Below are 24,144 nucleotides of genomic sequence, written 5' to 3'. Positions count from 1 at the left end.
TATGCAGAAGAAAAATTCTATGATCCTAACCGAAGCACCTGATCAAAGTGGTTTCATCCAAAGAAGCAACAGCTTGGCGGGAAGCGTTTATGACGCCATTTTTGCACAGTTAATGTCACTGAAAATCGCGCCGGGAGCCCGCATAACCGTCGATAATTTGGTGCGTGAGTTGAACGTTTCGCAGACGCCGATCAGGGAAGCGCTCGGCAGGCTCGAAGGAGAGGGGCTCGTGGTGAAGACCCACTTGATCGGCTATAGCGCTGCACCGCAGATCACCCGCCGCAGATTTGACGAACTGTACGAACTGCGCCTGCTGCTTGAGCCGGATGGTGCGGCGAAATCTGCCGCCGTGATGGATGAGACGAAGCTTGCAGCACTTCAGGAAGCGGCGGGTGTCATGGGGCGCGGAGACGGCACGGACGAGCGCATCCGTTACTCGACATTCGCCCGTCAGGACTCAGTATTTCATGACAAGATCATGGAGTTTGCTGGGAACGAGCTTATCCGCGAGACACTCAATCACCAGCACGCACATTTTCATATTTTCCGTCTGATGTTCCACTCCCGCGTAACCGAAGAAGCTTTGGATGAGCACGAAGCGTTGCTCGCAGCCTTTGCAGCAGGTGACGTTTCTGCTGCAAAACAGGCAATGCGTATGCACCTCCAGCATTCGCGTGATCGTCTGCTCCCGGCATTCGACTGAGGCCGGCCAATGTTCGCTGCTTCAAGATTTCAACAGGAGAGCGATGAGGCAGCCGGTGGCGACACTTGTGGACCGGTTCTGCAAGCCAAAGGGATGTCAAAAGATTATGGTCCAGTCACGGTCTTGTCCGATGTCTGGCTTGATGTGCTACCCGGCAGAATTCATGCCATCATCGGAGAAAATGGCGCAGGAAAATCAACCTTTATGCGATTGCTTGCAGGATATGCGGAGCCAACTGCAGGAACGCTCTCTATAGCCGGTTACGACGTCAGGTTCTCAAGGCCCGAACATGCACAGCAGGCAGGAATTGTTCTCGTTCACCAGGAAATCCTGCTTGCAGAAGGACTAACTGTTGCCGAGAATCTGTTCCTCGGACGTGAGCTTATGTGGAATGGAATGGTCGACGATCAATCCATGCGCCGCATAGCTGCCGAAAAACTTTCGGAATTGGGATGCCGGGTATCGCCCAATGCGCTGGTTCGTGACATCGCGCTTGCCGATCGGCAGCTTGTTCAGATCGCGCGTGCACTTCTTGATGACTATAAACTTGTTATATTTGACGAACCTACTGCGGTTTTGACCGGAGATGAGGTAGAGCGACTCCTGGGAATTATCCTGAAGATAAAAGAGCAGGGTGCCGCAGTTCTATATATTAGCCATCGTCTCGATGAAGTGCAGCGGATCGCTGATCAGGTAAGCGTGTTGCGGGACGGCAAGATGGTTGGAACCTATCCTGCTCAAGGTCTGACGCAAATGGACATGGCCCGCCTTATGGTCGGGCGCGATCTGGCGGCGCTTTATCCAGTCAAACGCATCAAAGCTTCGAACGTGCCGTCACTGGAAGTCCGGGATCTGGTCGTGTCGGGCTACGCCAAGGACATTTTCTTCACTGCACACAAGGGAGAAATCCTGGGTTTTGCGGGCATGATCGGTGCTGGGCGGACGGAAGTATTTGAAGGCATCATGGGTTTGCGACCGGCACATGGATCTGTCGTGCTGAATGGCCGTATCATCGATATCCGTCATTCGCGCGCTGCCATGGATGGAGGTATTGGATACCTTACCGAAGACCGCAAAGGTAAGGGACTTTTGCTCAACGAAAAGCTCGCGCCAAATCTGACACTTTCCGCACTCACACGCTTTCATCCAGGCCTGATGATGCGCAAAGCTCGTGAGCAAGCCGCCCTCGTTAAAGCCGTGGAAGATTACGATATCCGGCTCAAGAGCCTTGGCGTAAAGGCGGGGCAACTTTCCGGAGGCAATCAGCAGAAATTGCTGCTTGCAAAAATACTCCTCACCAATCCGTCAATCATTGTTATCGATGAGCCCACGCGGGGCATAGATATTGCAAACAAGGCGCAGATTTACGCATTCATCCAGCGCCTGGCGGAAGAGGGCAAAACTTGCATCGTCATTTCTTCCGAAATGCAGGAACTAATTGGCATCTGTGATCGAGTTCTCGTGATGCGGGAGGGACGCATTACCGGCGAGGTGACAGGCGAGAAGATGACGGAACATGAAATTGCGCTGCTGGCAACCAGTGATGTGACGACAGCGGCGAGCAGGGAGGAATGACATGAGTGTTATTACAGGCTCAGCAGCACTTCGGCAGGAGCGGGACTGGAATATCGGCTGGACCGATTTTGGGCCATTTTTGGCACTCCTGGCACTCCTGGTGGTCGGCTTCCTCGTCAACCCCGACTTTCTTTCCGCTACGAACCTGGGGAATGTCATCACGCGTAGTGCTTTCATTGCCATTATAGCGGTCGGCGCAACATTTGTAATTTCCTCAGGGGGATTGGACCTTTCCGTGGGTGCGATGGCGGCGTTCATCACGGGCATCACTATAATGTTCATGAATAGTATGGCACCAGAGTGGGGAGTTTGGGCAATTCCCGCCGGGATGGCCGTGGCCGTGATCGTGGGAACCGGCTGTGGTCTGATGAACGGTCTGATCGTTACGGTAGGGAGAATCGAGCCATTCATCGCCACGCTCGGCACAATGGGTATCTTCAGGGCATTGATTACTTACATGTCCGACGGCGGGACGATCCCGATTGATCGGAGCCTGCGTGAGGCCTACCGCCCTGTTTACTTCGGTACGGTAGGGGGGATACCGCTGCCAATCCTGATCTCAATTGCGGTGGCCGCTGTGGCGTCCTTCATTCTCTACAAGATGAAGTATGGGCGCAAGTGCGCTGCGGTTGGGGCAAATGAAGACGTCGCGCGCTACTCCGGTATCTCAATAGTCAAAACACGCACGATCGCCTACGCAATGCAAGGCGCTTGCGTAGCAATTGCAGCGATATGCTACGTTCCGCGCCTTGGCGCTGCAACGCCAACAACGGGTGTCCTGTGGGAACTTCAGGTTATCACTGCCGTCGTCATCGGTGGAACGGCCCTGCGTGGTGGTAAAGGCCACGTATGGGGCACGGTCGCAGGTGCTGTAATCCTCGAACTCATAGCTAATTTGATGGTGCTGTCGGATTTCGTCTCTGAATATCTGGTGGCAGGCGTTCAAGGCGTAATCATTATCATCGCTATGCTCATTCAAAGGTTCTCAAAATAATCCGCGTCGGGACCACGCGGATCATTAACTTCAGGTCCAATTCTGGGAGGAATGTATGTTTAAGAGTAGATGGATTGCCCCTGTAGCCATAGGCGTCATTCTGATCGCAAGTCAGGCGCTGGCTGCCGATAAGAAAGTGATCGCGGTCTCAATACCGGCGGCTGACCACGGCTGGACTGCCGGTGTTGTCTACCATGCCCAAGCTGCCGCAAAGGAAGTTAACACCGCATTTCCGGACGTGGAAATCGTTGTCAAAACGTCGCCCTCGGCCGCGGCTCAAGTTAGTGCCCTGGAGGATCTGTCCGCCGGTCGAAAGCTCGATGCGCTTGTAATCCTGCCGTATTCTTCGGAAGAACTGACCACACCGGTCAAGGCGGTCAAAGATGCCGGAACGTTTATTACCGTCGTTGATCGGGGTTTGAGCGATGCCTCTATACAGGATCTATATCTTGCTGGTGACAATATCGCGGTTGGTCGAAACACGGCAAAGTACATGATTGAAAAACTAGGGGGCAAGGGCAACCTCGTTGTTCTTCGCGGAATTCCAACAGTTATTGATGACGAACGGATCCAGGGCTTCAATGACGCCATTAAAGACACAGAGCTGAAAGTTCTGGATATTCAGTATGCAAACTGGAATAGCGATGAAGCGTTCAAGCTGATGCAGGACTACCTCGCCAAATATCCTCAAATCGACGCAGTCTGGGCAAACGATGACGACATGCTGCTCGGCGTGCTTGAGGCGGTGAAGGAATCCGGGCGCAAGGACATCAAACTTGCACTCGGCGGGAATGGCATGAAGGATATTGTAAAGAAGGTTATGGATGGTGACGCGATGACTCCGGTCGAAACACCATACCCGCCCGCAATGATCAAGACCGCAATTTATATGACAATAGCCAATCTCGTTGGTCAGGCGCCCGTTCGCGGGACCGTCAAGCTCGATGCACCACTGATCACACAAGAGAATGCAAAGGAATACTACTTCCCCGATTCTCCGTTTTAACCAACAACGATGAACCGGGCGGCATGTGCCGTCCCAATGCATGAGATAAGAGGAGCAAGACATGGCAGGCAAGAAAATACTTATGCTGACAGGCGAGTTTACCGAGGAATACGAAATATTCGTTTATCAGCAGGCGATGGAAGCGGTCGGGCATACGGTTCACGTCATATGTCCAGACAAGAAGGCAGGCGACCTCATCAAAACGTCGCTGCACGATTTCGAGGGCGACCAGACTTACACCGAAAAGCTTGGACATTTCTTTACGATCAACAAGACGTTTTCAGAGGCCGAAACGCAGCTTGACCAATACCACGCAGTATACGCCGCTGGCGGTCGCGGCCCGGAATACATCCGTACAGACAAGCGCGTCCAGGCTATTGTCCGGCACTTTCACGAGAAACAAAAACCGATCTTCACAATCTGTCACGGCGTTCAAATACTAATCGCCGTGGATGGCGTTGTTCGTGGCAAGAAGGTTGCAGCACTTGGAGCTTGCGAACCTGAAGTCACTTTAGCGGGCGGCACCTATATCGATCTTTCGCCCACAGAAGCCTATGTCGATGGTACAATGGTATCCGCTAAAGGATGGACTGCGCTTGCGGCCTTCATCAGAGAATGTCTTAAAGTGCTTGGCACGGAGATCAGGCACAGCAACGACGTGGCTAAAGCTGCCTAGGTCAAAAAATCCCAAATGGCCGCTTAACGAGCGGCCATTTTATTAAACCTACGCAACGGCAAGCGGGCAGGACTTCCGGCGCTGTGTTATCGCTAATTGCTAGGTTTCTTTGGCTGACGCTTGCATCGAGCACAGTCATCACGGCTTGCAACCGGGCAAAACGACCTCGCCGATTGCTACCATTTTGTGGAACACTGCCTTTCCTTAAAACCGTCTTCTCCTGATTGAACAGCTCGTGCATTTTTCCCGTTGAAGGCGGTCGGTATGGAATCGCTTTACAAACGGAGACATCGTCATGAAGCTTTATTTCCATCCCCTTTCCGGCCATGCGCACCGGGCCCGACTTTTTCTATCTCTCCTTGGCCAATCCTTTGAGTTGATTGAGGTTGACCTGGCAAAAGGCGAACATAAAAAGCCGGAATTTCTCGAGCTCAACAGCTTCGGACAGGTCCCTGTCCTTGTAGACGGTGAAACGGTCATTTCGGACTCCAACGCAATTCTGGTCTATGTCGCCAGGAAGCTTGGCAAAACCGACTGGTTTCCAGAAGATGCGGTTGGCGGTGCCAGAGTTCAGCGCTGGCTCTCTGTTGCAGCTGGGCAACTTGCCTTCGGTCCTGCGGCGGCCCGACTGATCACAGTATTCGGAGCAAAGTTCAATGCTGAAGAAGTCATCGGACGCGCGCACGCACTCTACAAGGTTCTCGAAGGGGAACTAACTGTCAGGAAATGGTTGGCTGCCGATCATATTACGGTCGCGGACGTTGCTATCTACAGCTACACTGCCCGTGCGCCTGAAGGAAATGTTGACCTTTCTGCATACCCAAACTTGCGCGCTTGGCTACAGCGTATTGAAGCGCTTCCCGGTTTTGTTGATTTTGCCAAAACGCCCGTCGGTTTTGCCGCCTGAGGGAAAAGGAGAGAGCCATGTCGGTCAACGGCCAAGTTGTATATGAGCTGGCGGTATCGCCATGGCACGAAGGCGAAAAGAAACTCCAGAACGCTGTCGGTGTTTTGGATAAAATGGAAGATATTGGGCGGCGATTCATCCGGGACCGCTTGATCGAACAGCACCGAAATTTTTATCCACAACTGCCTTTTGTGGTTGTCGGTGCCGTAGATGGCAATGGTGATCCATGGGCTACGTTTTTGGCAGGTAAGCCCGGGTTCATGAGCGCCACAAATGAGCACAGTCTTAAAATTGCTGCCCTCCGCGATCCCGGTGATCCGGCCGTTTTCGGTATGAATGATGGGGATTCCATTGGTATTCTGGGCATAGAACTTCATACGCGACGCCGAAACCGGCTGAATGGTATCGTCGCCAACTGCACTGACGCGCAAATCGATCTTCAAGTTGTGCATAGTTTCGGGAATTGCCCCCGGTATATCCAGTATCGGGATTATGAGTTCGTTCGTGATCCAGCCGTTGAATTCCACACCACTGCGGAAGTGCTTGACGGGCTTGATGAGGAAGCCAGAGATCTGATCTTGAAGGCGGATACGTTTTTTGTTGCCTCTTATGCACAGGTCGAAGCCAATCGCCAGGTCGACGTATCGCATCGGGGCGGAAAACCTGGTTTCGTTCGTATCGGACCAGATGGTCTTCTCACGATTCCCGATTTTAACGGCAATCTGTTCTTCAACACGCTGGGCAACATTGCCTTGAATGGTCGCGCCGGACTGGTGTTTGCAAGCTTTGATACAGGGGAAGTTTTGCAGATGAGTGGGCGAGCCGAGGTCATTCTCGATTCTCCCGAAATTGCCGCCTTTCAGGGCGCTGAACGATTATGGAATTTTCACCCCGAACGCATTGTGAGAAGACGCGAGGCGCTGCCACTGCGCTGGGCAACCCGACGAAATGGTGAAAGCCCCTTTTCAACGATGACAGGTGATTGGCACCAAGCAGCCAATCGCCAGAGGGCCACCGAACTTGCGAAGGCCTGGCGGCCTTTTAGAGTAGATCGGATCGTCGATGAAAGTTCGGTTATAAAGTCCATTTATCTTTCGCCGAACGACGGGGCAGGGTTGATTCCTCACGCCGCGGGCCAGCATCTTCCTGTACGCATATCCATCGATAAAGAAAGCGCCCCTCTTATCAGGACATATACGCTTTCGGTTGCACCATCGGACGGAGTGTACCGGATCAGTGTGAAAAAGGATGGCCGGATATCCGGGGTTCTGCATCAATTGAAAGTTGGATCTATCATAGAGGCTCGCACACCTGCGGGCGGCTTTACCATTGATCCACTGGAGCCACGACCAGTTGTGTTGTTGGCAGCTGGTATTGGCATCACGCCAATGTTGGCAATGCTTCGGCACCTTGTTTATGAGGGTCGGAGAAAACAGAGAATGCGCAAAACCTGGATGATTTATTCCGCTCGCACAAAGGCCGAGCAAGGGTTTGGCGCCGAGCTTGCGGATTTGGTGTTCGAAGCCAATGGAGCAGTTCGTCTCGTAAAAGTCCTTTCAGCGACCGAAGATGCGACGCACGGCGTCGACTTCGATGAAGCGGGGCGCATCAATATAGAGCTGATTAAAAAAGTTTTGCCCTTCGACGATTTCGATTTCTATCTGTGCGGGCCGTCCGCTTTCATGCAGGACACCTACTCTGCTTTGCGATCCTTGAATGTGCCTGACAAACGCATTTTTGCCGAGAGCTTCGGTCCCGGATCAATCTCCAGACAAGCGGATGCAGATAGGGTAGACGGAAATGAAAGTCTGGCTCCCTCGACGGTCTCCGTACCGGTCATTTTTACTGAATCTGCCAAGGAAACCCGATGGCTCCCTGAAAGCGGAACGCTGCTGGAACTTGCCGAAGCACGGGGTCTGACTCCCGAATTTAGCTGCCGGAGCGGAACTTGCGGAACTTGCGTGACTAAACTTGTCAAAGGAAACGTGGCATACAAAAAGCCTCCGGAAGCTGCGATAGGCGATGGCGAGGTCCTGATATGCAGTGCCTATCCGGCATCTGTCGGAAATGAAGGCGCTGGTGGATTACAGATCGCGCTTTAAGACTCCTCGGTGGCCCATACGGGTGGCATTTTCATTATTTCAGTGATGTGCTGCCTAGCACACTTGTACCCAACCGTCAGTTCTTGCACGATCCTTCGTGATTACTCGAAGGACGAGGTAGATGGTGGACCGTTGGCAGGCAATGCGAATATTTGTAAAAGTGGCAGAGACCGAAAGTTTTGCTGAATCAGCACGTCAATTGCACATGAGTCCACCGGCCGTAACGCGTGCAGTGGCTGCTCTAGAAGATATAATTGGTGCACGACTCTTTGTTCGCACCACACGTTCAGTAAAACTGACAGAGCCGGGAAATCGCTATCTGGAAGATTGCCGCCGAATTTTGTCTGACATAGTCGAGGCGGAGGCCGCAGCTGCGGGTTCCTATGCGAAACCGTCGGGCACACTCGCTGTTACCGCATCGATGCTGTTCGGTCAGATGTATGTCCTTCCAATAATGCACGAGTATCTCGGCAGCTATCCGGCGGTCAACGGCCGCATCCTTTTTGTCGATCGTCCGGTCAACATCGTTGAAGAGGGGATCGACGTTGCGGTTCGCATTGGCCATCTTCCAGACTCAGGCTTTTCGGCAACCAAAGTCGGTTTGGTGCGGCGGGTCGTTTGTGGAGCTCCGGCGTATTTCAGGGAGCGTGGTATTCCGTCGACGCCTGCCGACCTCAAGGATCATCGCATTATTGCTTCGACAGGCGCCTGGGCATCGCCGGAGTGGCGCTTCGCCAATGATCAACGGGTAACCATACAGACATGGTTACAATCCAATACAAACGAGGCGGCCATCACAACCGCAGCGGCCGGTTTCGGCCTTACGCGCGTGCTCCATTATCAGATTGGCCCAGCCTTATTGGAAGAAAAATTGCAAATTGTGCTTGCCGATTATGAGGAAGCGCCGCTGCCCATTCACGTTCTTCATCCCGAGGGGCGCCAGGCTCCAGCAAAGGTAAGGGCCTTCGTGGAGCTGGCAGTAACGCGACTTCGTGAAAGCAGACTGCTGAATTAAGCTCCTACCGCTCTCGCATCCGTGGTTCTGCGCGCGATTGTGCGCAGTTTGGAGTTCGTCACAGGCCAGAAATTACTCCGCAGTCAAACCACGGCCCCATCGACAATAACCATAGGCCTTCCCTTGGAACAGTTCTCAATGCGCGCCTCGACGCGATAGATATCACGAAGAAGTACTTCCGATATCACGTCATGAGTCGGCCCGCTTGCAATCATTGAGCCATCAGCAATCACGATCGTCTGGTCGCAATAGCGCAGAGCATGGTTGAGATCGTGTAACGCGATCATGACTGTGAGCCCCGATTGCGCAGCAAGGTTCTTCATGAAACCAAGAACTTCGACCTGTCTGAAAAGGTCAAGCGCTGAAGTGGGCTCATCCATCAGCAACACCTCGGGTTTGCGGATCAAGGCCTGTGCAATCGAAACAAGCTGACGCTGTCCACCTGATAGTTCGCCAAGACCCTTGAAGGCGAGCGCTTCGATCTTGAGCGCCGCTAGGATATGGTCGATCTCGCGAAGTTCCCTGTCGTGGACTTTCCAGCCGGAACCCTGCTTGGCGGCCAGTAGTATGGACTCATAGACAGTTAAAACCGCATTGGCTCCGGTATCCTGAGGCATGTAGCAGATCGTTTCCGAACCTTTTTCCGTATCAGACAAGTGAACCAGACCTGCTCCGGAGATAAGACCGGCAATGCGTTTGAATAGCGTTGACTTGCCCGCGGCATTCGGCCCGATAACAGCGGTCATACTGCCAGCCTTCAAAACATCGGTGGTGACATCGGCAAGTACTTTATGCTTGCCATATTGCGCACCCAGCTGTTCCAGCGCAATGCTTACCATGACTTCTTCCGATGTGTGAAAATGAGCACGAAGAAAAACGGCACGCCGACCAAAGCTGTCATGACCCCGATCGGCAGCATGGCGCCAGGTATCAATGTCTTGCTTACAACTGACGTTGCCGACAAGAGAAGTGCCCCGCAGAGGGCGGAAGCGGGAAGAAAGAAGCGTTGATCTTCACCGACCAGCATACGCGCAATATGAGGTCCCACCAGGCCAATAAAACCGATGGTACCGACGAACGAAACGGGAATGGCTGCCAGAAGGCTGACTGTCATCATGGTTTCCAGACGCAAGCGACGCACATTGATGCCAAGGCTTGCTGCCTTGTCTTCTCCCAGACGCAATGCCGTCAGCGCCCAGGCACGTCTTGCAAAGAGGGGCATGACGACAATTACGATGGCAGCGGTTATCGCGACTTTGGGCCAGGTTGCTTTGGTCAGGCTACCCATCGTCCAGAACACCACAGCCGCCAATGCTTGTTCGGAGGCAAGATATTCGAGCAGTGATAGAAGCGCGTTGAATGTGAAGACCAACGCGATCCCGAGCAGCACAATTGTTTCCACGGCAACGCCGCGCATTGTAGAGGCAAAATGGATAAACAAAGCTGCGAGCATAGCCATCAAGAAAGCGTTGATCGGCACCATGAATTGCGTCGCCAGCGGAAACACGGCGACCCCTCCGACTAGTGCGAGCGCCGCACCAAAGCCAGCTGCGGCCGAGATGCCTAAGGTAAAGGGGCTGGCAAGTGGGTTGGCAAGGATTGTTTGCATTTGTGCGCCAGCCACGGAAAGCGAGGCACCCACCGTCAGCGCCATGAGCGCAATCGGCATGCGTATGTCCCATATAACCACACGAAGCTGGTCGGTAGCGGCGAAGGGACTAAAAAGGGTCGCCAATACCTCCGAAAGCGAATAATTCGCAGGCCCAAGAGCCATATCAACGGACACGCTCAGAAATAGGCCTGCGACCAACAGAGCAATGAGCACTGTGCGGCGTAGAACCAACATTCGATATGCTGCCTGCCCCGTATGCGCGGGGTTCTCGGCGATAATAGCAACCATCCGATCTATTGCCCGTCTTTAAGCGAAACGAAATAACCGGACTTATAATCAAGCGGCAAAAAGCGCGTGTGCAGCTCCTTGAATGTCGCCGTTGGGTCGAGGTCTGCGAAAAGATCTGGATGCAGCCATTTCGCAATTTCCTGAATCGCGACGAACTGATAGGGATTATTGTAGAATTGATGCCAGATGGCGTGAATATTGCCCTCTTTGACAGCCTTGACACCCGTGAATGCAGGGCGTTTTGTCAGGGCATCAAGCTTGCGCCGTGCTTCCTTTTCGTCGGCACCGTAGCCTACGCCGACCCAGTTACCGCCAGGTACATACCCTTCCCAATTGCCGCCAGTAATAATGATCTGATCGGGATTGGACGCGATAATCTGTTCAGGGTGGACGTTTCCGAAGGTGCCCGGGATAATATCCTTCGCCATGTTGATGCCGCCAGCCGTTTCAACCATCTTGCCGAAGTTCTCATTGCCGAACGACATGCAACAATCATCCGAATAGCCGCCAGCGCGCTCTATGAACACCAAGGGCTTCGGGGCATTGGCCTTTGCCAGCACATCCGTAACCTTTGCGATGTTGTCAGCCCGGAATTTGACGAACTCTTCGGCCTTATCTTCTTTACCGAAAAGCTTGCCGATAATACGGATGCTTGCTTCGGTATTTTCCATCGGCTTTTCGCGGAAATCGATATAGACGATCGGAATTCCCACCTTGCCAAGCTTTTCAATATAACCAGCCTCTTCAGTGGCGGTCTTGGCATCAACATTCATGATGATGACGTCAGGCTTCAAGGAGACAGCCTGCTCGACGTCAAATGTCCCGTCTTTCATGCCGCCGAAAGTCGGAATCTTGGCAATTGAAGGATCTTTTTCCAGGTAGGCCGAATAACTCTCGGGATCGGCTTTGGGTAAATCGTCGCGCCAGCCTACGACACGCTTGAATGGATTGTCACGATCCAGGATTGCCGTGAAATATACCTGTCGACCTTCACCTAAAATGACGTGCTCGACAGGAACATTGACTTCCACATTACGACCGGTAATGTCTTTAATCGATATTTTGTCTGCGAGCGCCGCGCTCGACAAAATCACAGACCAACCCATGGCGGCAAAAGCCACCTTGCCAAACAAACGCATCGCCCGTACTCCATGAAAACTCAGGCGTTCTATTATTTTATGACTTCGCAAGTCAACATATAAGATGCGCCATTCGCAACATTAGCACTTGATGCAGTACGGGACACAGATGGCAAACGGCCTTGTCGATGGAACAAACTATAATCTGCGGGACGAAATCAAAGCATACTGGTCGGAGCGTGCATCAACCTTCGATTTGTCGCCCGGTCACGAGATATTTTCGGAAAAAGAACGGGCCGCATGGCATGATCTGATTTCCCGGCATCTGGGGCGCGGTGAAGGTCGAGCGGCTTTGGATCTTGCATGTGGAACTGCAGTCGTATCCCATCTGCTTGACGATCTCGGCTTCTCGGTAACCGGTATGGATTGGGCCGAGCCGATGCTCAAACGTGCCCGTTCAAAAGCTGCGAGCAGGGGACGGGACATAACATTCAGATTGGGCGATGCAGAAAATACCATGGAGCCGGACAGCCATTACGATGTCATTACAAATCGTCATCTGGTTTGGACATTGGTTGACCCGCCAGCTGCATTTGCAGAATGGTACCGAATCCTCAAACCGGGCGGTCAGCTCCTAATCGTTGATGGCGATTTCGTAAACGTCAGCCTCAAGGAACAGATCGTGACGAAGCTCTCCACATTCTTCCAGCGACTGGGCTTTGCTTCTGCAGAAACTGCGAAAATGTCACCCCAGCTTATTGAAACCCACCGGCACATTCTTTCGCGCGTTCATTTCTCAAAGGGTGCACGGGCTGGCGCAGTTGCCGAGCTATTGGTCGAAGCTGGCTTCGAATCGGTTCAGATTGACAGCAATCTGCGCCGGATATTTCGCGCCCAGGCCAAGCATCTTGGCTTCTGGAAAGGCGTGGCGCGTATCACGCAACATCGCTACGCCATCGTGGCAACGAAGGGCGGCACCAGTTCGCGATAGACAGTCCGGTTCGCCGACAGCGACGGGTGACAGCACTGACGGCTTGCATTCCAGCTTTCACGCGGGCTTGGGTTGCCCCGGAATGGATGTATTGGTGACAGAGATCGGATCGCTCCCGGGAAAACTTTGCTCCAGTCCCTCATCCAACTGTTCATTCAGCGTGTCGGCATCCTCTGCCCGTCCAGCTGTACGTCTGCCTTGTGGTGCGGGTTCGGCGGTTTCTCCGAATGCTGCGATTTGTACCAGCATCGCCTTGGCCCTTGCGATGAGTGCATCACCATCATCGCCCTGCGTGCCCTTAACTGTAACAACGACAGATTCTCTGCCTTCGCCAAGGAATTCTATCCGTGTAAGCCCTTCCGTTGCATCTGGCGTTACCAATGTACCTAGAATTTGCATTTCGGCCTCCTCATTGTCGTTATCACGTGAACCCGGCTCGATCATTCCTTCCAGCGGAACAGGAACCAGTTCACCATCTGGCCGATAGTCTTTCAGGAGAGGATCCGCGGGTGGGACTGGACCTGCTGGTTGTTCGGCTTCTCCAATATGTGACGGTGCTGCTGTCATCAGGCGTGAGTACTGCACCAGCAACTGTCTTGCTCGTGCGATAATCTCGCTATCGACCAGATCGCTGGGGTGTTCCAAACCTACCTCGACGTGATTTGCATCATCGGTGATAAATCCCACGGTCCTTTGATTACGATGCTCCGCGCTTTGCCTGACGATAGTTTCCATAATCTTTACCATGCATATTCCCCTGTGGTTTTGCTCAAGACGATTCCATCAGCGTGATAAGTATCTGCCTAAAAGAAAAGCCGCGCCTGCAGCATAAGCCATGTATGGCAGAGGGTTAGCTCGAATACGGCTCCTGAGTTCTTCCTGTGCCAATGACGGTGAATCAACCACAATATCTCTGGCGCCGGACGATGGAAGCATTGCCGATTCCTTTAAGCGCTCGATCTCATGTTTCAGAGCTGTCAGGCGAAACCCAAGTTCAGTATCTGCGCCGCGGCGATCAGTGAGAGACTCATCGACTTTGCCAAGTACTTCGTCGGTGAGAGGCGTCTCCGAGCGGGCGGTAATGTCGACGAGATTTGGTATCGGTACTGTTGGGTCGTTTTGCATCGCTTCCTCTTGGAAATTAGATTTGATCGTTATACGGCTTCTTGTTTTCGCCCACTGCTTTGGCAAGGGCGCTGAAAGACAGATCGTCACCGCGTTGATTGGCTTCTTGAAGAAACCGAATTGGGAAAGTGACTGCATCGCGCTGGGGAGGCGTGAGGCTCTCAAAAAAACGCTCGTCGCTGGAGGCTGCAACTTCTGCAGCCTGAAGAGCATTTTCAATTTCTCCGGCTGAAAGAACGCCCTTGGCAATAAGCAGTTTATTAAGGGAAGCTATCGCAAGGCATATGCCTTGTATTTGAAGATTGCCGGTGTCCATCCTACGCTCCAAAAATATTCGCTAGAATATAGAAGTGGTGAACGCGAGCATGGTTCCATTATGGGCGGTGAGGAATCATTGGATCGGCAATCTCCAGCAATTGCAGATTTATAAGGTTGCTGTCGTGCTGCAGGTCGGCCGGTCCCGTTCATGACAGCCCGAGTGTTCGCAACAGACTTTCGAATGTGATCTCTGGCTGCTTGTCCGGTTGCCAAACCGGGCGCGTGGGGTCCATTGACGCTCGCTTGTGTATATTGCTAGGGCTATAGCCAAATTGCTGCGTAAAGGCGCGACTGAAGTTCGCAGCTGAATCAAAGCCGATTGCCAAACCAATTTCGGCGATTTTTCTTGTATCTGTGGGATCCGCCAACATGGCATGTGCTGCAGACAGGCGTCGCCGCCGAATATAGTTCGCAACGCCGCCGGACATTTCGAAAAGTTCGTAAAGCCGTGTTCTCGAGATCGCCAGTTCCCGTCCAAGAGCATCCGGCGTCAATTCAGGCGACGCAAGATTGTTCAAAATGAAGCGTCTGGCTCGCGTTATTAATCCAATTTGCGAAATCTGATCGCTGACGCCACCATGGTCTACCAAAGGAGTGATTGCATCAAACACCATCTCTTGGAGGCGCTCCTTGACACCCGGGAGGTCGTCATAAGTGAAACGATCGAGATTGGCTTCGACACTCAACATATGATCAATCAAGAGTCTGGCTCGATGTCCACCCAAAACGATGTTGTTCCTCGCCGTCGTCAGGCCTCCTCGAACGGCAAATACGTCGACCGGAATGATCAGACTGAGCGAATCCGTTGCCAACGCACGCCCGCCGAACGGATGGCCGAGTGACCGTATTTCAATCATTCCCGGTTCATTTTGTGCAACCCGTCCATTAACGCCGGTCCAGGTGCGACCGGCACGAAGGAGTGTGATCTGCCAATGGTCAATTGAACTGAATCGTACCGTATCCGGCGAGCGTTCATAACTGAAAGCTGGTGCAGTTTGCTGCAGGAACAACATGCCGCCCAAATTCCACACAATTTGTCGAGCGACAAACCCGTCTGCTAGATCAACATCATCCGGCAGACGCGTATCGGCCAGCGGGGCCATATATTCCTGCCAGGCAGGAAATTGCTCGCGTGCCGTTAATTTTTCCGTCTCAAAACGCAATGGAAGCAACGCAGGCGTTTTCAAGTCATCTTCGCCGACGGGATCTTCCGTCACGCGTGGCCAACGACGTCGTTCCATCGACGTCTGCTTTGGTTGGGAATTATCACCATTGTCAGACATTACTGCCTCCCAGCCGAGACGCGAAGTTCGAACGCCGCCACCTATCACTACGATGGTAGATATTGCGTAGGTGTCTCAGCTCGTCTGCCAAATCTGCAGGGTTCGTCATCTTGAAAGATCGCTTCACACGCCATCCCTATCACGCAGACAGTAAACAAACTCAAAAACACCAAGTGAAAGGATCAGGAAATCTAGTTGTCGCATGTTCCGCTGTCATTTTACTTTGAGTTGTTCATAGATTTAAGTTGCCGCTTTAGGAATTTTACATAGAGAACTTTCTCTTTCATGTAGCACATGTGAATTCCTCCGCACCAAGTCAATCGATTGCCTTTTTGATGCCCGCCAAATCCTGAACCAGGAATGAACAAGTATTCCCGCAAGGCTTGGCAGCCTTTGTATGCGCGCGCGTCGCCACATCCGTTGGCAATCTAATTCATGCTTAATGCCCGCAGCACATGCAAATATGGACGTATTGAATAGTTTCCGGATTCCTCGATATCGATAGGAGGGGGCCTGCACGATAATTAAAGCTATCCGCCGCAAATGTTGGGAGAGCTCTGTGGGTATCGTGTTCAATTCATCAAACTTTCCTTCTGATCGTGCCTCAAAAGCGCGGGTTCTTGTCGCTGGCGGTGCTGGGTTTCTGGGATCTCACCTTTGTGACTTTTTGCTGAGGGAAGGCCGGACGGTAGTCTGTGTCGATAATTTCTCTACAGGACGACTGGAAAACATCCGTCATCTGCTGCGCTTTGACACATTCAGCTATGTGCGCCACGACATCATTGATCCGATCGATCTTCCGGTCGACGAAATATACAATCTCGCTTGTCCGGCGTCACCGCCGCACTATCAAGCAGATCCAATCCATACGATGAAGACCAATGTGATTGGTTCACTGAATCTTCTCCAACTCGCCGCTCGTTATCAGGCCCGGATTTTTCAGGCTTCTACTTCAGAAGTGTATGGCGACCCGCATGTGCACCCACAGCCAGAGAGCTATTGGGGCAATGTCAATTCTTTCGGCCCGCGCTCCTGTTATGATGAAGGCAAGCGTTGTGCCGAAACCCTTTTTTACGACTTCCATAAACAACATGGCGTCGACATCCGTATCGTGCGCATTTTCAATACCTACGGACCACGCATGCGTCCCGATGACGGACGAGTCGTATCAAATTTCATCACACAGGCGCTTCGGGGTAAAGATATAACCGTATATGGTGACGGATCTCAGACCCGTTCCTTCTGTTACGTTGACGATCTCATTGATGGCTTTAGCCGGTTGATGTATAGCCCTCGCGCCATTCATACGCCGGTTAATATTGGTAATCCTGGTGAATTCACCGTGCGTGAATTGGCCGAGCAGATTGTCGCGATGACAGGCTCCTCATCCAAAATCGTCTATCACCCTCTTCCTACAGACGATCCTCGCCAACGTCGTCCTGATATTACGTTGGCGGAGCGGGACCTCGGGTGGGCGCCGAAAATTGCGCTGACGGAAGGTCTGAAATCGACAATAACCTATTTCGAACGCCAGCTCGTCAGACCCAATGGGGAACTTGCAGAGGTGGCATGATGAACGCAAAGAACGTCATCGTCGTTGGCGGAGCAGGCTTTATTGGAAGTCATACCGCCAAGCTGCTGTCGAGGCAGGGTTACAACCCTGTGGTTTATGACAATCTCTCGACAGGGCATCTTGCATCCGTACGTTGGGGCACCTTCATAGAAGGTGACATTCTCGACACGCAGCAGCTTACCGACGTTATCGAAGATCACGACCCGATCGCCGTAATTCATTTCGCCGCCTCTGCCTATGTCGGTGAATCCGTCGAAAATCCGGCTAAATATTATCGCAATAATGTTAGTGGAACGCAGTCGCTTCTGGATGCTTGCCGTCTCGCAGGTGCACGCAATGTCATCTTTTCGTCGAGCTGTGCAACCTATGGTATCCCCGATCAATTGCCCATTCGTGAAGCCGAGGTGCAACACCCCATAAATCCTTATGGCCGAACCAAGCTGATTGTGGAGCAAATGCTCGCCGATTATTCGGCTGCCTATGACCTGCAATATGTGGCGCTGCGTTATTTCAATGCCTCCGGAGCGGACATCGACGGCGAAATCGGCGAGAAACATGATCCGGAAACGCATCTCATTCCGCGAGCCATGATGGCTGCAGCGGGCAGTATCGACTTTTTGGAAGTCTTTGGTAGTGATTATGACACGCCTGACGGCACCTGCATTCGTGATTACATCCATGTCTCCGACCTGGCGCGCGCGCATGTGCTGGCAGTCGAACATCTCGTCAATGGCGGCAGCAATCTCGCTATCAATCTTGGCACCGGGCACGGAACGTCAATCAAGGATATTCTCGATGCAATCAAGCGTCTGACGGGACGCAACGTACCGGTTGAAATGCGTGCTCGTCGTGCTGGCGATCCTCCGGCTCTTTATGCTGACCCAGCGCTTGCAGCAGAAAAGCTTGGTTTTCAGACGTTTTACTCCGATCTTGATACGATCATCCGCACCGCAGCGCCCTTCTTCGGCTTGAAGGTGCTGGCATGAAAGCCCATCGGACAATATTTGAGGCTGCCCCAGACGAGCCTTTGATGGTTCCTGTTTTTACCGGCTGGCGGCGGGTGGAATATTTGTTCGGGTCACTGTTGTGGGCTGCGGCGCTTTTTTATTTTTGGTACTGGTGGTTTGATCCTGCCAATCATGTAAATCTTGCAGGCTCAATTCTGGTTACGGCCATTCTGGCCTGGGTAACATTACTGCCTGCTTACTTCATCGTTCTGTTTTTTCGGGCACGTCGTCCCAATGGTCCGTTGAAGCTACCGGCGCTAAGCCGCATCGCTATGGTGGTGACAAAGGCGCCGTCGGAACCCTTTGAAATTGTGGCCGAGACTTTGTGCGCCATGCTGGCTCAAGATGTTCCGCATGACACATGGCTTGCCGATGAGGATCCATCTCCTGCAACTCTCGCTTGGTGCGAAAAACATGGTGTTTTTGTTTCCACACGTAAGGGACGCGAGGACTACCATCGCCAAACTTGGCCGCGACGCACGCGCTGCAAAGAAGGTAATCTCGCTTTCTTTTACGACCATTACGGTTATGATTTTTACGATTTCGTAGTGCAACTCGATGCGGATCACGTACCCGAGGCAGACTATCTGTTCCACATGCTGCGCCCCTTTGCCGATGAGGCTGTAGGCTATGTTTCAGCGCCCAGCATTTGCGATCGCAATGCGCGTGAGAGCTGGTCAGCGCGCGGCCGACTTTATGCTGAAGCCAGCATGCACGGATCATTGCAGGCTGGTTACAATAATGGTTTGGCTCCGCTTTGCATCGGTTCGCACTATGCGGTGCGCACGGCGGCGCTTAAAGAAATTGGCGGTCTTGGACCGGAATTGGCAGAGGATCACTCGACCACACTGATGATGAATGCCTATGGCTGGCGCGGCGTGCATGCACTTGACGCTATTGCACATGGTGACGGGCCGCGAACCTTTGCCGATCTCATCACGCAGGAGTTTCAGTGGTCGCGCAGTCTCATGATGATTCTGCTCCAGTATTCACCAAAATTGGTTGGCAAGTTACCGCCGCGATTGAAGTTCCAGTTTTTGTTCTCGCAGTTCTGGTATCCGCTATTTTCCCTTTTCATGGCGTTAATGTTTGTCTTGCCGATCATTGCGCTGATGGTAGGAGACAGCTTCGTTGCAGTCACCTATCCTGCCTTCCTGGACCATTTTCTGCCTCAGGCGATCATGCTGATTGTTCTGGCTTATCGCTGGCGCGCGTCTGGCACGTTCCGCTCGTATGATGCAAAAATACTGAGCATGGAAATGACCTTGTTCTTGTTTGCGCGCTGGCCATGGGCGCTCGCTGGAACCCTGGCGGCACTTCGGGATTGGTCAACCGGCTCATTCGTGGATTTCCGCGTCACGCCGAAGGGAGCTTCCGAAGTCGATCCACTGCCATTCCGTGTTCTGGCTCCTTATGGGTTCTTGGCGGTTCTCTCCATCTTGCCAGTAATACTCATCCCAGATGCAAGTGACAGCAGCCGTGGCTTCTATGTGTTCGCCATCATCAACGCCGTGATTTATGCGTTGCTCCTGTTTGTTATCGTTTTGCAGCATGCGCGGGAGAACACCGTCCGTTACCGTACGCGAGTTTATCGCCCGGCGGTTGCGGCAAGCCTTCTTGCTCTTCTGGCTCTGCCAAGCTTTGCAACCATTGAACGGGGCCGCGATGGCGTTGAGGCGCTCGCATGGGGAACCCAAAGCTTCTCTCTATTTGATGACCGCTTTGCCGTTGCCGGCGCAGGTGTCGGCGGACGCGATGTTCACAAGACCATATTCAATCCGCGTTGGCGCACCAACGACCGCAACAACTTGAAACAACAGTAAAGGCAGTCAACACATGAAAATCGCAGTCATAGGAACAGGCTACGTTGGATTGGTCAGCGGGACTTGCTTCGCCGCCTGGGGCCACGAGGTGGTATGCGTCGATAAGAACGCACAGAAAATAAACAATTTGGAACGCGGAATCGTACCGATTTACGAGCCGGGTCTGGACGAGTTGGTGGAACGCAATTCAGCGGCGGGCCGGTTAAGATTTACGTGTAATCTAGCGGAAGCGTTGGCGGGGGCATCGATTATTTTCATTGCAGTGGGCACACCGCCGCGCGCTGGCCACGGGGATGCCGATCTGTCCTTCGTTTACATGGCCGCTCGGGAACTGGCGCCACTCATTGATGACGATGCTGTCGTGGTCGTCAAATCAACGGTCCCGGTGGGAACCGGGGATGTTGTGCAAAAGATCATTGAGTCGGTGCGCAAAACCGGTACTTTCTCAGTTGCGTCCAATCCTGAATTCTTGCGTGAGGGCGTCGCTATCCGTGACTTTCTCGAGCCAGACCGTGTCGTGATCGGAGTCGAAGATGAGCGTGGCCGCAAGGTCCTCATGGAACTTTATAGTGCGCCGCTCGAAGCACGCAAGACGCCCATCGTGGTCACCCAGCGCCGGACTTCGGAACTGATCAAATATGCCGCCAACGCGTTTCTTGCGACAAAAATCACCTTCATCAATGAACTTGCTGATCTTTGCGAGCAGGTTGGCAGTAATGTCAGTGAATTGGCGCTAGGCATGGGCCTCGATAAGCGCATTGGAACAAGCTTCCTCAATGCAGGGCCTGGCTATGGCGGTTCTTGTTTTCCAAAAGATACAATGGCGCTTTTACGTACAGCCCAAGACTATGGTGTGGCTGTCCGCATTGTTGAAGAAACGGTCACCGCCAATGAGGCGCGCAAACGTCGCATGGCCTTGAAGGTTGTTGATGCTCTGGACGGTGATGTCGAAGGCCGGACGATAGCGGTTCTAGGTCTTACTTTCAAACCTGATACCGATGACATGCGTGACGCACCTTCGGTTCCACTTATCGAAACCCTGCAACGTTTTGGCGCTGTTATTCGCGCCCATGATCCTGTGGGTATGGAAAATGCCAGTCGCATCCTCTCAGATGTCGAGTTTTTTGACGATGCCTATGAATGCGCACACAACGCCGATGCGGTCGTCGTCATTACGGAATGGGATAGCATCCGCAAAATTGATCTTGCACGTCTGAAGCAGACAATGCGTCAGGCAGTATTGATCGACCTCAGAAATGCTTTTGAACAGGGCGTCGCTGAGCAAATTGGGTTTCGTGTATCAGCCATCGGTCGATCGACGACAGCTCGATTTGATAAAAATACTTCCGCCGCGATTCATAAAGGACGCAAAGCGGAAAAGCCTCATCTCGAGATAGCAGGAGTTTCCAATGACAATCGCTAGAACTGGAAAGATTCGGACAGGCTTTCGCACAATAACAGCAATTGTCTGCGCCTTGACTTGGGTGTCCACGCCAGCGACTGCAGCGCGAGCGTCTGAACAGCCGGGAACTCGCCCCATGATGGCTTTCGAAATCTACAATCTTTATAAAAACAAGAGCTGGCAGTGGGACGACGGCGCCGGTCATATGACCGATGCAGGACGGCAATTCAGTGCATGGGCCGATGGTGAAAAAGGCGAATCCTGGGCTGAAGGGCGTTGGGTTATCTCTGAGACAGGCCTGTTGTGTTTCAACGCAACATGGCATTCCAAACAGGGCTCGTTTCCGGCCAAGTCCTGTTTTTCACATCGTGTCGGCAATGGAACAATCTACCAGAAGCGCGAGCCAGATGGTGAATGGTATGTATTCAGGCACACCGAAGCCCGCGAAAACGATGAAGCGAGTAAGCTGATTTCCGCCGATCTCGTTTCTCAAAAACGTGACAGCATTAAAACCGCGCTTGGCGCGGAACAATTATCCAAACAATAAGAAAAGGAGGGGGAGATGAAACATCTCTTTAAATTAACCGCAGCTTTGTTGTGCGGTGCGTGCGTTTCCGGTGGCGTTTATGCTGCCAGCGGGGTCTCAGGAGCAAGTATCGATAGCCGCAATCCGTTTCACGACAAACGGCCCGTCATCGCGGCTGATGCTGTGACGCCAGGTGCGTATGATCCTCATGGAGACTTTACCAATGATACCAACTCCAAGATCGAACACCTGTTTCTTCCTTGGGAGGACGTGGATCTTGCGACGCTCAGTGCCGCAGACACTTATGCGCGTGAGCGGGGAAGGTCGCTGCTAATCACTGTCGAGCCTTGGTCGTGGGCACGCGACTGGCGCGTCAGCCCGGAGGATTTGCTTAGCGGGATTCTCGCTGGACGGTATGACTCAAACATGTCTGCGGTCTGCTCAGCTGCAGCGAAATTGAAAAGCCCTGTTACCATTCGTTGGGCGCAGGAAATGGAGGATAATGACGGACAGTTTACTTGGGCCTTCTGGAAGCCTGATGGTTATGTAAAGGCATACAGACATGTAAACAATGTATGCCGAAAAGAACTCCCGTCAGCCAAATATATGTGGTCGCCGAAAGGAGAGGAAGGTTTGGAAGCCTACTATCCGGGCGATGAATATGTCGACATTATTGGTCTGTCCGTCTTTGGATATCAGCCCTATGACAAACTGGAAGTCGGTCACGATACAACATTTGTTGAGCGTACAGGCCCTGGATATGCTCGTGTGGCAGCATTAGGCAAACCAATCGCTATCGCGGAGTTAGGCTATGAAGGCGATGACGAGTATGTTCGCAATTGGGCTGCGGAAGCAAACAAGCCGCATGCTGAGTTTCCTGCCATGACAGCAGTTGTCTACTTCAATGATCGTGAAGTCTACAATTGGCCGAGAAATGTTGGTCGGCCTGATTGGCGCGTCGCCAACCATCCGTTGGATTGATCGCCGACGGTCACATGGCGGTTCGACGATTTTATCTGTCGGCGATCCGCTTCCACCTTTGTGTTCATGCGATTCCTATGAGGGAGCCTTAAGACTCTCGCGGGATCCGATCTGTTAGTCAGGAAAATAAAATGTATCCGATCCGTTCAATTATCGTAAGTTCGGCGTTTTCCGTTCTATTGCTGGCAGGCAATGCCGGCGCTGCATCCAAAGCAGAAACTGACGACGCGACGGCAAAACTTGCCACTGCAGCGTCGCCGATGAAGGCCACGGCGCTCGAAAAGCTTTATGCCGGGCATACGTGGAAATGGAAAACCGGTGGCGGTTTCTTTTCCAATGATCAAAAGAAGTTTGCTGCATGGTCGCGTAAGGGCGCAGCATGGTCCTATGGCGAGGGACGTTGGTATACTACCAACGGAGGAAAACTCTGCCTGCGGGCTCTGTGGTCCAGTAAAGAGGGAGGAAGTGGTGCTGTCACATGTTTCCTGCATCGGGAAAAGGATGGCGTCATCTATCAAAAGCCAAATCTGGGCGGCAGTTGGTATGTATTCCGGCACAATCCCGCTCAAGAAGGCGATGAAGCGCTCAAACTGGTCGAAGGCGATCGGGTGAGCAAGGAAGTGTTTCGTCTCAAGGGCATTCGCTGACAATAAATATCTTGCTGCGCGCATGCTTTGAGCCTTTGTTGCTTCTATTTAAACAAGAAAGGCTCTAGGCGCGACTGCCCTGTTGCAAAGTCCGCTTATGCGTCTGGTCGCTTGAAAACACCTGGATTGTAGCAGCGCGACTTTTGTCCAAAGCCGCTTGGTGTACACACATACGGATTGCTGTTCATATATCGCGAAGCAGATACCTTTATGATTTTGCCAATAGGCTTCTTCGCATAACGTACTTCGTTGTTAACCCGATATTTGACGAGATAAACTGTCCGGGTTTCTTCTTTTGGTTTGCGGATTTCTCCGGCTTGTGCATTTAGGCTGAGAACAGAAACTGTCAGCCCGATTGCTGTTGCCACTACCCATTTTAGAGTATTCTGGCGAGTCATGGAAAATATCATTAGGTAGCCTCCAATGTTCTTATTCTGGAGCCTACTCTAATCAACAGGATTTAATGTTCCGCTCGAACTATCGTGTCAATTTTATGCAAATTCTTGCTTTT

At 52.5% G+C, this 24,144-nt stretch carries 25 protein-coding genes; 16 read left to right on the top strand and 9 right to left on the bottom strand.

Features of this window, described 5'->3' with window-relative positions; genetic code table 11:
- Positions 1–19 precede the first annotated feature (19 nt).
- The 5 genes from V9K95_RS17480 (at position 20) to V9K95_RS17460 (ending at position 4,954) form a co-directional block, all read left to right on the top strand.
- A complete protein-coding gene (locus V9K95_RS17480; protein ID WP_162802627.1) occupies positions 20–703 on the top strand; it encodes an FCD domain-containing protein in 684 nt (227 codons plus the stop codon).
- A gap of 93 nt (positions 704–796) precedes the next feature.
- Positions 797–2,278, top strand: coding sequence for a sugar ABC transporter ATP-binding protein (locus V9K95_RS17475; protein WP_336441528.1), 1,482 nt, complete (start codon positions 797–799; stop codon positions 2,276–2,278).
- Between the two features lies 1 nt (position 2,279).
- A complete protein-coding gene (locus tag V9K95_RS17470) occupies positions 2,280–3,272 on the top strand; it encodes an ABC transporter permease (protein WP_336441352.1) in 993 nt (330 codons plus the stop codon).
- Positions 3,273–3,327: 55 nt separating this feature from the next.
- Complete coding sequence (locus tag V9K95_RS17465) at positions 3,328–4,278, top strand: substrate-binding domain-containing protein (RefSeq protein WP_336441353.1); 951 nt, start codon at positions 3,328–3,330, stop codon at positions 4,276–4,278.
- A gap of 61 nt (positions 4,279–4,339) precedes the next feature.
- Positions 4,340–4,954 (top strand): DJ-1/PfpI family protein, encoded by a 615-nt coding sequence (locus V9K95_RS17460; RefSeq protein ID WP_115054859.1) that lies wholly within the window; start codon positions 4,340–4,342, stop codon positions 4,952–4,954.
- 1 nt (position 4,955) lies between these two features.
- On the opposite strand, the gene V9K95_RS17455 is transcribed toward V9K95_RS17460, so the two are convergent.
- Positions 4,956–5,267, bottom strand: coding sequence for a hypothetical protein (locus V9K95_RS17455; protein WP_336441354.1), 312 nt, complete (start codon positions 5,265–5,267; stop codon positions 4,956–4,958).
- Between V9K95_RS17455 and V9K95_RS17450 the strand changes: the two genes are divergently transcribed.
- The 3 genes from V9K95_RS17450 (at position 5,250) to V9K95_RS17440 (ending at position 8,978) form a co-directional block, all read left to right on the top strand.
- The gene (locus V9K95_RS17450) at positions 5,250–5,861 is read left to right on the top strand and encodes a glutathione S-transferase family protein (protein ID WP_115054861.1); all 612 of its coding nucleotides are present in this window, start codon (positions 5,250–5,252) and stop codon (positions 5,859–5,861) included. The genes V9K95_RS17455 and V9K95_RS17450 overlap by 18 nt on opposite strands.
- A 17-nt stretch (positions 5,862–5,878) precedes the next feature.
- Positions 5,879–7,963, top strand: coding sequence for a 2Fe-2S iron-sulfur cluster-binding protein (locus tag V9K95_RS17445; RefSeq protein ID WP_336441355.1), 2,085 nt, complete (start codon positions 5,879–5,881; stop codon positions 7,961–7,963).
- A 124-nt stretch (positions 7,964–8,087) separates the two neighbouring features.
- On the top strand, positions 8,088–8,978 hold the full coding sequence (locus V9K95_RS17440) for a LysR substrate-binding domain-containing protein (protein WP_115055104.1): 891 nt from the start codon (positions 8,088–8,090) through the stop codon (positions 8,976–8,978).
- Positions 8,979–9,061: 83 nt separating this feature from the next.
- On the opposite strand, the gene V9K95_RS17435 is transcribed toward V9K95_RS17440, so the two are convergent.
- From V9K95_RS17435 to V9K95_RS17425, 3 genes are read right to left on the bottom strand one after another with little or no spacing between them, the layout of a single operon-like run.
- Positions 9,062–9,817, bottom strand: a complete 756-nt coding sequence (locus tag V9K95_RS17435) for an ABC transporter ATP-binding protein (protein WP_336441356.1) — start codon at positions 9,815–9,817, stop codon at positions 9,062–9,064.
- Positions 9,811–10,878 carry an iron chelate uptake ABC transporter family permease subunit gene (locus V9K95_RS17430; protein ID WP_115054864.1) on the bottom strand — a complete coding sequence of 356 codons (1,068 nt, stop codon included), beginning with the start codon at positions 10,876–10,878 and terminating at the stop codon, positions 9,811–9,813. Before V9K95_RS17430 ends, V9K95_RS17435 begins: the two co-directional genes overlap by 7 nt.
- 5 nt (positions 10,879–10,883) lie before the next feature.
- Positions 10,884–12,017, bottom strand: coding sequence for an ABC transporter substrate-binding protein (locus V9K95_RS17425; RefSeq protein ID WP_336441357.1), 1,134 nt, complete (start codon positions 12,015–12,017; stop codon positions 10,884–10,886).
- 109 nt (positions 12,018–12,126) lie between these two features.
- Here V9K95_RS17425 and V9K95_RS17420 point away from each other — a divergent pair, with 109 nt between their 5' ends.
- A complete protein-coding gene (locus V9K95_RS17420) occupies positions 12,127–12,948 on the top strand; it encodes a class I SAM-dependent methyltransferase (protein ID WP_336441358.1) in 822 nt (273 codons plus the stop codon).
- A 57-nt stretch (positions 12,949–13,005) separates the two neighbouring features.
- On the opposite strand, the gene V9K95_RS17415 is transcribed toward V9K95_RS17420, so the two are convergent.
- The 4 genes from V9K95_RS17415 to V9K95_RS17400 all read right to left on the bottom strand — a co-directional run bounded on the left by V9K95_RS17415 (position 13,006) and on the right by V9K95_RS17400 (position 15,674).
- On the bottom strand, positions 13,006–13,695 hold the full coding sequence (locus V9K95_RS17415) for a hypothetical protein (RefSeq protein ID WP_336441359.1): 690 nt from the start codon (positions 13,693–13,695) through the stop codon (positions 13,006–13,008).
- 36 nt (positions 13,696–13,731) lie between these two features.
- Complete coding sequence (locus V9K95_RS17410; protein ID WP_336441360.1) at positions 13,732–14,073, bottom strand: hypothetical protein; 342 nt, start codon at positions 14,071–14,073, stop codon at positions 13,732–13,734.
- 16 nt (positions 14,074–14,089) lie between these two features.
- Positions 14,090–14,389: a hypothetical protein gene (locus tag V9K95_RS17405; protein WP_336441361.1), complete on the bottom strand. Its 300-nt coding sequence runs from the start codon at positions 14,387–14,389 to the stop codon at positions 14,090–14,092.
- 148 nt (positions 14,390–14,537) lie between these two features.
- Positions 14,538–15,674, bottom strand: coding sequence for a helix-turn-helix domain-containing protein (locus tag V9K95_RS17400; RefSeq protein WP_336441362.1), 1,137 nt, complete (start codon positions 15,672–15,674; stop codon positions 14,538–14,540).
- A 559-nt stretch (positions 15,675–16,233) separates the two neighbouring features.
- Here V9K95_RS17400 and V9K95_RS17395 point away from each other — a divergent pair.
- The 7 genes from V9K95_RS17395 (at position 16,234) to V9K95_RS17365 (ending at position 23,633) form a co-directional block, all read left to right on the top strand.
- Complete coding sequence (locus tag V9K95_RS17395; RefSeq protein WP_336441363.1) at positions 16,234–17,247, top strand: UDP-glucuronic acid decarboxylase family protein; 1,014 nt, start codon at positions 16,234–16,236, stop codon at positions 17,245–17,247.
- Complete coding sequence (gene galE, locus V9K95_RS17390; RefSeq protein ID WP_336441529.1) at positions 17,247–18,233, top strand: UDP-glucose 4-epimerase GalE; 987 nt, start codon at positions 17,247–17,249, stop codon at positions 18,231–18,233. The genes V9K95_RS17395 and galE overlap by 1 nt, the downstream gene beginning before the upstream one ends.
- Positions 18,230–20,077 (top strand): glycosyltransferase family 2 protein, encoded by a 1,848-nt coding sequence (locus V9K95_RS17385; RefSeq protein ID WP_336441364.1) that lies wholly within the window; start codon positions 18,230–18,232, stop codon positions 20,075–20,077. The genes galE and V9K95_RS17385 overlap by 4 nt, the downstream gene beginning before the upstream one ends.
- 13 nt (positions 20,078–20,090) lie before the next feature.
- Positions 20,091–21,500 (top strand): UDP-glucose dehydrogenase family protein, encoded by a 1,410-nt coding sequence (locus tag V9K95_RS17380; RefSeq protein WP_336441365.1) that lies wholly within the window; start codon positions 20,091–20,093, stop codon positions 21,498–21,500.
- Positions 21,487–22,026, top strand: coding sequence for a DUF995 domain-containing protein (locus V9K95_RS17375; protein WP_115054872.1), 540 nt, complete (start codon positions 21,487–21,489; stop codon positions 22,024–22,026). Before V9K95_RS17380 ends, V9K95_RS17375 begins: the two co-directional genes overlap by 14 nt.
- 15 nt (positions 22,027–22,041) lie before the next feature.
- Entirely contained in the window at positions 22,042–22,986 is a 945-nt protein-coding gene (locus V9K95_RS17370; protein WP_336441366.1) for a glycoside hydrolase family 26 protein, read from the top strand.
- A gap of 131 nt (positions 22,987–23,117) precedes the next feature.
- Complete coding sequence (locus V9K95_RS17365; protein WP_336441367.1) at positions 23,118–23,633, top strand: DUF995 domain-containing protein; 516 nt, start codon at positions 23,118–23,120, stop codon at positions 23,631–23,633.
- A 95-nt stretch (positions 23,634–23,728) separates the two neighbouring features.
- Here V9K95_RS17365 and V9K95_RS17360 read toward each other — a convergent pair whose 3' ends face one another.
- Positions 23,729–24,043 carry a hypothetical protein gene (locus tag V9K95_RS17360; protein ID WP_115054875.1) on the bottom strand — a complete coding sequence of 105 codons (315 nt, stop codon included), beginning with the start codon at positions 24,041–24,043 and terminating at the stop codon, positions 23,729–23,731.
- Between the last annotated feature and the right edge of the window lie 101 nt (positions 24,044–24,144).

The sequence above is a fragment of the Phyllobacterium sp. CCNWLW183 genome (assembly GCF_037203775.1).
GTDB classification, from domain to species: domain Bacteria; phylum Pseudomonadota; class Alphaproteobacteria; order Rhizobiales; family Rhizobiaceae; genus Phyllobacterium; species Phyllobacterium ifriqiyense.
This window is presented reverse-complemented; position numbering and strand designations above follow the sequence as displayed.